Here is a 5,791-nt window from a genome sequence, read left to right as displayed (position 1 = left end):
AAAGGTAGAGCAAAAGTGGATTACTGCTTTGCCTAATTGGGCTTTAACTATGTCTCAACTTGATATCTTTTTTCCTGGTAGGTTAAAAATTGAGTTGAATTGAAAATGCGGTTTGACACACTTTTTTGAACGTTCCCCAAAAATTTTCTGATTCATTAGAACTAGGAGTAGGTATTAGTGATGCTTTTACTAGATTTTGTCTACTGTTGTGATCTAAAAGGCCACTCACTGTTCTCATTATAGGACGGGTAGAGCGGTCACCAGTCAAGTAAATTCTATCTCCCACTATATCATGAAGCTCTTTAACTTGAGCTTTATATTCATCCCAATAGTTTGATAACTCTTGTTGGTCATTGAGAAGATCTGGTTTATTTGAAGTTGTTAACCAGTGTGAGTCATGTTCCAAAATATATCGAATTGTAGCTCTCCCTATATCTATATGCCCTTCAGTAATTGCATACTTTAAAACACCTTCTGCTTTTTCCCTTCCAACATTAAGATCAGCACCAGCTTTTATCAATAATTCTACTATCTTTGGAGAATTATGAAATATAGCAATATCTAAAGGGACCATCTCATTACAATCTTTGATATTTAAGTTTGCTTTGTGTTCTATTAAATAACCTATAAATTTTAAGGTTTTATCAGATTTTTGATCGTCTATGTCTTTATGTCTGTAATATATTCTAATTGCAAAATCCAACGCAGTTTGACCCTTTAACGCACTACCACCAATAATTAAGTTCTGATAGCTTTTTACCTCTTGATTTATTAGGTTAACATCCGCACCGTTTTCTATTAAAGCCTTAGCTCCTTCGAAATTGCCTTGTGCAGTTTGCAGATGAAGTAAGTAACGACCAAGATGATCAGTTGCATTAGGATTTGCACCTTGTTCAATCAAATACCTTGCAATTTTATCATTAAATTTGTGATCATAAGTTGCAGATTCTAGTGGCTCAGGATTTTGCGATAACTCATCTTTAGCTATTAAGCTGTTAATCTGACAGATTGATTTTACTGACTCTAAATCTCTTCTTTTAACTGCCTTTGTGACTGCAGCGCTAAAGCTTATACCCTTTTCTATTAGATATTCGGCCATTTTGTTATTAGTAGAACACTTTAATAAATTTGTACCGCTTTGGGAATTAACCTCAGTGACAACATCTCGAATAATGGAACTATTTTCCTCAAAAATTGACTTTACTTTTTCTAAATCATTTTTGGTAACAGTATCAACAAGATCTTTTATTACAGCATTCACCCTCTCTTTTTTAGCTAAAATTTCTTTTAATTCTTCAGGGTTCATAAATACACCTCAACACACATAATAAAAAAGTATATCTAAATCAGAATTGCTTGTAAAGGATCTTTAGATATTATCTTGCCCAAAGGTTAATTTATTTTATAATCTTTTTGTATTCTAGAAATTTCAATTAAATGAACTGTTATAAAACTCACGAGTGTAATGAATTAAGGAAGAATGATGTAGAAAAGGAAGTTATTCTCTCTGGTTGGCTGTATCGCAAACGTGACCATGGTAACCTAATCTTTGTTGATTTAAGAGATTTTCATGGGATTACTCAGTTGGTATTCAATAACGATAAAGATTTTTTTGATGAAATTTCGAATTTAAAATCAGAAAGTGTGATTACTGTCACAGGAATAGTCAAAGCTAGAACTGAAGATACGGTAAATAGCTCTATTTCCACAGGAGAAATTGAAGTTATAGTTAGTAATTTACAAGTTGAATCTGAAGTTGAGTTCCACTGTGATGAAGAAATAGCAAAAGAAGAAAGGAGTATATTAGCAAGTATCGCCGGTGAGCAAGAATACCCAGAAAACATGAGATTTAAATATCGTTTTCTTGATTTAAGACGTGAAAAGGTTCGTAATAACATTATTCTACGTTCACAGATCATTTCAGAGCTCAGGAGGCTCATGATAGAGCAAGGATTCTTAGATATTCAAACTCCCATACTTACTGCCTCTTCTCCTGAAGGAGCACGTGATTATTTAGTGCCAAGCAGACTAAATCCTGGTAAATTCTATGCATTACCACAAGCTCCACAGATTTTTAAGCAGTTGCTTATGGTTTCAGGGTTTGATAAATATTTTCAAATTGCACCTTGTTTTCGTGATGAGGACGCAAGGGCTGACCGTTCTCCTGGGGAGTTTTATCAGCTAGATCTTGAAATGTCTTTTGTAACTCAAGAAGATATATTTCAGGTTATTGAATCTACCTTATATAAAGTGTTTGCCAAATTTTCTCGCAAATCAGTTGATAAAGATTTTCCACGTATTACATACAAAGACGCAATGCTCAAATACGGTTCTGATAAACCAGATCTGCGCAATCCACTATTGATCAGCGATGTAACAGAAATTTTCCGTAATTCAGAGTTCAATATTTTCAAAAGCAATATTGAGCGAGGTATGGTAGTCAGAGCCATTCCTGCTCCCAAAACAGCGGAGGAACCACGCAGCTTTTTTGATAAAAAAATAGAACATGCGCAAAAAGAATTAGGTGCTAAAGGTCTTGGGTATATAACATTTGATAAGGACGGCATTGCAAAAGGACCAATTGCTAAATTTCTTGATGACAATAGGTTAAATTCTATAAAAGAAATAACAAATGTAAAGCCTGGAGATAGTGTATTTTTTGCTTCTGATAAGGAAAATGAAGCAGCAATAATTGCAGGGAAAGTTCGCTCTCTCTTAGGATCACAACTAGGTCTTATAGATGACAATATCTTTAAGTTTTGCTGGGTCATCGATTTTCCATATTTTGTATATGATGATAAAAGCAAAAAAATAGATTTCTTTCATAACCCATTTTCCATGCCACATGGTGGCTTGAAGGATTTAGAAGACAAAGATCCACTAGATATCCTTGCTTATCAATATGATCTCGTTTGCAATGGAATAGAGCTTTCAAGTGGGGCGATTCGTAATAACAAACTAGATATTATGTACAGAGCTTTTGCCATTGCAGGCTACAGTAAAGAGGAAGTTGATACAAAATTTGGCGCGCTTGTGCGTGCATTCAGGTTTGGAGCGCCACCTCATGGTGGAATAGCGCCAGGGGTTGATAGAATGGTTATGCTACTTGCAGATGAGCCGAATATTCGTGAAGTAATCTGTTTTCCTATGAATCAGCAAGGAGAAGATGTTCTAATGGGCGCTCCTTCTAAAGTAGATGATAAGCATTTACGTGAATTATCCTTGAAGGTTATTGAATAAAAATTTTTATAGCGGAGTGTGGTAAACTGGAAGTTATGAACGATATTCAAAAAGCAATACTATCAAGTATAATCTGCAATATGATTATATGGTATGAAATAACTCTGTTTGGAGTTTTGACGCATATAATAAGTGACGTTTTTTTTTCATCAGAAAGCGACTACATAAAAAAAATCAAATTCCTTGGCAGTTTTGCAATTGGCTTTGGATTTAGACCACTTGGTGCGTTTATTTTTGGTTACATTGGAGATAAGTATGGCAGGAGGAAAATTTTACTGACTTCCGTAATATTAGCTTCGATATCGTCTACTGCAATTGCGGTTATACCAAGCTTTAGAGAAATAGGAATATTTTCTCCTATACTGCTTCTGTTTTGTAGGATAGTACAAGGAATGGCAGCAGGTGGAGAAACAAGTGTTAACTCTGCTTTTTTAATAGAGCATTCAAGCGATAAAAAAAATCTAGGATTCTTAGGGAGCATGAAAGCGTTTAGTGGTGCTCTCGGTTCTATCACATGCTTTGTAATGATAGCTATTTGCAAAAAGTTTACAGGTGAAAATTATGAAATTTGGGGCTGGAGGTTGCCCTTCTATTTCTGCTTCATTATGGGCATAATAGGCTTTTTAACAAGATATATAATGGAAGAGAGCTTAGCATATAAAATTCATGATCAAAATAGAAGCTTATCTGATTCTCCATTTTTAGAATTAATCAAAACCTACAAAAAAGCATTTATATTAGCAATTGGGCTTGGTATCGCTCAAAATGCAATCGTTTATTCGGTAATAATGTTTTATAACATATCTGTAAAAGCGCTTACTCTGTCAGGTATTGATATTAAAAATGTAGTAAGGATTATAGTTGAAATTACATTTGGAACGTCCGCAGTGCTATTTGCAATACTGTCTGATAAAGTTGGAAGAAAAAATGTAATGATTCCTACATTAGTAGCTCTAGCTTGCGCTGGTTTGCCGGTACTTTCGCTATTATCAAATGATAACCACTATATTGTCACGCTCTCTTTTCTGTTGATAAGTGTGCCGATAGGTGCATCTTTTGGAATATATAATTCTCTTGCCTGCGAGTTATTTCCAACAAAAGTTAGGTGCACCGGCTTTAGCCTCGCACATAACATATCTGCAGGTATTTTTGGCGGCCTTTCTCCATCGGTATGCATGTGGCTTATAGAAAAAACCGAAACAAAACTTGCTGCAGGGATTTACCTTACTGTTTGTGCATTGATTAGCCTAATATCTGTACTTCAAATTAAAGCCAAAGACAAAAAAATTGATTGGTGAAATCGCTTTAGTCAAAAGATAGCGCTTCAATAGATTTTTCGATATGTTTAGGGACAGGAGCAGTAATAGTGACTTCTTTATTATTTGGCAATTTTAAAGACAAAGAATATGAATGTAGGTGAATCTGATTTGCTACTCCATCAATAAAAGCTTTTTTACCGCCATATTTACCGTCACCAAGAATAGGACAATTTATATGAGCTAAATGTGCACGTAATTGATGAGTTCTGCCAGTAATTGGTTGTAATTTTAAATAAGCAACATTATGTTTTAACCTTGCTATAATTGAAAAATGCGTAGTGGCATTTTGAGGTGAATCTTCATCAACGACTACTTTTTCTTGCCCTGAAATATATTTTTTCACCAACGGATAGTCTATTGTTCCATTATCTTTGCTCGGTATACCAAAAGTTAATGCTAGGTAAGTTTTTTTTATCCTCCGTCCTTTAAATTCTTCCATAAGGTATTTGGCAACGCTGGCATTGCGTGCGAATATTATTACTCCGCTTGTATCCCTATCCAGCCTGTGAACAATTTTAAATATTTCTCTCTCTCTTATTTGGTCAAGTAAATCACTAATGCTAATTTTTACCTTTATGCCGCCTTGAACAATGACCCCTGCGGGTTTGTTTATAGCTAGTATATATTCGTCTTCATATAATATGTTCTCTCTTAGTAGATTCACTAACTTTTCATTATATTTGCAGTCAGAATTAGTGTTCTCAATATAGTCTAAGTATCTTATCATTATAGTTTGCCCAGAGCTTACCCTATCGCTGGATTTTGCCGTGCAATTATCAACCTTGATTAATCCTTTCCTTAAAGACTTCTCAATTGCAGATTGTTTCAAATTGGGAAAAATTCTTCTAATGTACCTATCGAGCCTAACGTTATTGTCTTCTACTAATATGGTTTTGATACCTTCTGACATCTTACTTATAAAAATTTTATTGTGTAAACTAAAATCTAACATACCTAATGTACTTCTCAGTTTCAGCTACTTGCATCGAGTGCTACGTGCTGGAATTTAGAGGATTATTTAACTATTTATAACGGCTTCATATTTTCCTACAGCTGAGTAAAGTGGTAACAATGATAGTTTCTCGATCATAGAGGGGAACGTTCAAAAAAGTGTGTCAAACCGCATTTTCAATTCAACTCAATTTTTAACCTACCAGGAAAAAAGATATCAAGTTGAGACATAGTTAAAGCCCAATTAGGCAAAGCAGTAATCCACTTTTGCTCTACCTTTT

The 5,791-nt window shown here is 34.6% G+C and carries 4 protein-coding genes; 2 read left to right on the top strand and 2 right to left on the bottom strand.

The features are described from left to right. Positions 1-82 precede the first annotated feature (82 nt). On the bottom strand, positions 83-1,306 hold the full coding sequence (locus tag JR312_RS05685; RefSeq protein WP_416647930.1) for an ankyrin repeat domain-containing protein: 1,224 nt from the start codon (positions 1,304-1,306) through the stop codon (positions 83-85). Between the two features lie 131 nt (positions 1,307-1,437). Between JR312_RS05685 and aspS the strand changes: the two genes are divergently transcribed. Both aspS and JR312_RS05675 read left to right on the top strand, forming a co-directional pair. Continuing rightward, the gene (aspS, locus tag JR312_RS05680) at positions 1,438-3,240 is read left to right on the top strand and encodes an aspartate--tRNA ligase (protein ID WP_264330495.1); all 1,803 of its coding nucleotides are present in this window, start codon (positions 1,438-1,440) and stop codon (positions 3,238-3,240) included. Between the two features lie 35 nt (positions 3,241-3,275). Then, entirely contained in the window at positions 3,276-4,538 is a 1,263-nt protein-coding gene (locus JR312_RS05675) for an MFS transporter (protein WP_264330494.1), read from the top strand. Positions 4,539-4,545: 7 nt separating this feature from the next. Here the strand turns inward: JR312_RS05675 and JR312_RS05670 are convergent, their stop codons facing one another. Continuing rightward, complete coding sequence (locus JR312_RS05670) at positions 4,546-5,469, bottom strand: RluA family pseudouridine synthase (RefSeq protein WP_264330998.1); 924 nt, start codon at positions 5,467-5,469, stop codon at positions 4,546-4,548. Positions 5,470-5,791: the final 322 nt, after the last annotated feature.

Origin of the sequence: Wolbachia endosymbiont of Nasonia giraulti, from assembly GCF_048054155.1 — a bacterium.
In the GTDB taxonomy this organism is placed as follows: Bacteria; Pseudomonadota; Alphaproteobacteria; order Rickettsiales; family Anaplasmataceae; genus Wolbachia; species Wolbachia pipientis_C.
Note: the sequence above shows the minus strand (reverse complement) of the source record. Positions and strands in the feature narration are given on the sequence as shown.

Coding starts and splice junctions, on each gene's coding strand:
- JR312_RS05685 (WP_416647930.1), bottom strand. CDS start 1,306: ATGAACCCTGAAGAATTAAAAGAAATTTTAGCTAAAAAAGAGAGGGTG.
- aspS (WP_264330495.1), top strand. CDS start 1,438: ATGAACTGTTATAAAACTCACGAGTGTAATGAATTAAGGAAGAATGAT.
- JR312_RS05675 (WP_264330494.1), top strand. CDS start 3,276: ATGAACGATATTCAAAAAGCAATACTATCAAGTATAATCTGCAATATG.
- JR312_RS05670 (WP_264330998.1), bottom strand. CDS start 5,469: ATGTCAGAAGGTATCAAAACCATATTAGTAGAAGACAATAACGTTAGG.